The sequence below is a fragment of the Photorhabdus tasmaniensis genome, from assembly GCF_011189505.1.
Classification (GTDB): Bacteria; Pseudomonadota; Gammaproteobacteria; order Enterobacterales; family Enterobacteriaceae; genus Photorhabdus; species Photorhabdus tasmaniensis.
This window is the reverse complement of sequence record NZ_PUJU01000127.1, coordinates 1-2,220: the sequence shown is the minus strand read 5'-3', so window position 1 is coordinate 2,220 and position 2,220 is coordinate 1. Positions and strand designations below refer to the sequence as shown.

The 2,220-nt window shown below is 53.6% G+C and carries 1 protein-coding gene; it reads right to left on the bottom strand.

The annotated features are described in order from the left end of the window. Positions 1–30 precede the first annotated feature (30 nt). The coding region (locus C5471_RS23045; RefSeq protein ID WP_166296535.1) for a T6SS phospholipase effector Tle1-like catalytic domain-containing protein at positions 31–2,220 on the bottom strand (2,190 nt) is incomplete at its 5' end.

Sequence of the window (2,220 nt, the reverse complement as noted above, 5' to 3'; positions counted from 1 at the left end):
GCAGGCTGTCACCCTGCCGGATAACGTTTTTCATTTCTCTGGCCCCCCTTTCGGGGTCGGTTTCAGCCTCTTTCCGGCCCAACGCGCTTTGAGATTTTCTTTGCCGATTTGCAATCGCCGCTCTTCGATAAACCGTCTCTGCTGATTCGTCACCTCGCCCACATTATGGGTGAACGCTTTCGTCTGCTCCGCGTCCGGTAACATGGGGATCAGTTCTCGGGTGGATAAATCGCGGGCGCTCATTTCCAATTGCGTGGCAGATACCTTGGAAACTTTGCCGAGGGTATCCACCATCGTGTTGACGACTTTTTTCTGTTTAAAGTCAAACAGCACATTGCCCGCTGGCGACACCGCGCCCACCACATTGCCAGCCACCGTCAGCAGTGATAACTGTCTGCTGCAAATTTTACCGAAGTAAATCACCCGGTAACGAAAATAACCTCCCCACGGCTCACGTGAACCTATCGAAGAGTACATAAACCAGGCGCGGGAATCGTGAACCTGATTGTCATACAGGGCCACCAGTAATGACGCCGGTGATTCGGGTTGACCCGATTTTCCCGTCGGAACCAGCTCGAAAAGCCGTTTGACCAACGCTTCGCCCGCCAGTTTCATTTGCAGATACTCCATGAGGTCATCATCACTGTTCAACGCATAAATCGCGGTGCCCATAATGTCATCAAGAGCAAATTGCCATGCACTGTGCAGCTCACGCCGTTCTCCCCGGTAGTCACTGCTGAATTCCGCTGCCGCTTCCCGCAACTGCTTCTGGGCGATTTCCGGGTCAAAATCTGGCACACCCGGGGCTAACACCGGAGGCTCTCCCCGCTTACCACTGACAGCAAAAGCCGTCCACTGGGCTTTCCGTTGCTTTAACACCGCCTGCTGCTTTTCTTCCTGCGCCTGCTGACTTTGCTCATAGTGGGCTTTTTTCGCATCACGGTTGGGCGCTTCATGGAAAAACGGCGCACTGAGCAGTGTACCGCCGGCGTAGCGGTTGATACGCCAGGCCGTCAGCCAGTCCATCTGGTTTTTCATGGCCTGCTCCAGCGCCACCGTTGACCGTACCGGTTCAAAGCGGGCCGCTTCCTCTTCCGACAACGGTTGTTTGGGCATCTCCAGGCCCAGGGTGACTTGACGCCAGGCGTTGAAGCGGTTGACTAAATCTGGAATGATCAAAAACTCTTTTCCCAACTCCAAAGACATCTTACGCCAAGTATTACTGGCTAAATTTGTAGGTAAAACATCTTCCGGCACTTTTAAAGGAGCACCGGAATCAAAAGCCGCTGCATACATTTCATGTAAGGCTATTTGTGATAAGAGTAATCCGTCTGTTTTACCTATTGATTTTCCTTGTTCGCCCGGTGGATAACCGCCGCCCAAATCAGAATGCACCCCGGGATAAATCACCTCGGTGCTGCCTGTCGGGTAAGTACCATCAGAACGACGAATAGAATCCAGCGGAAAACTCAGCCGCTGTTCATGGGTCGAAACCAGATGCACACAGCGTTTCACCAGACCACCGTATGTCTCCTCCGATGGCAACTCTTGCGTGCCGTCTGCCCAGGCCATATGCCCTTCAACGACAGGAACCACATGGCTCACCCCGACCGACGCCACCGTGTCAAACAGCCCGAGAAACTCCACACTGATGGGCAGGTTGCACTCCGGGTCGGTTTCGTTTTTCGCTTGCAAACATTGTGACGGTTTCGGGTTATCCCCGCTGGGAGAAGGCAACAGTTCAGCCAGCCAGTTAACAAAGGCTCTCGCTTCCGCTGCCCCACGGGAGAAACCATACACATACAACTTCATCCCCAGCAGTTTGGATTTGCTCCGTCCCGGCTGGCGACGGGCTATTACCAGCTCACGTTTTAAGCGGGAAAACTGCCTGTAAAACTCGCCATAACGGTTATGCGAGCCACCCAAGCCCAGCGTGTGCCATGTGGTGGACATCGCCTCAAGGGATTTTTGACTTTCACTGTTGGTCATCTGTTTTTGTGTCAGGCTAAAACCGAGGACATCAATCAGCCGCAACAGCGCCCAGTTGATCCGGTCCTCACCCCGGTCAGCACCAGCCAGTCCTAATAGGGTGTAATCCAGATCATTAATTTCCGGGAAGGGGGTACCCACCCCGGGAATATAATACTTAAAGTACTTTCCGCCTGTGCTTTCGACATCATCCAGCAACGGCTTACCTGCCGCACCACCGGCATAACCGGC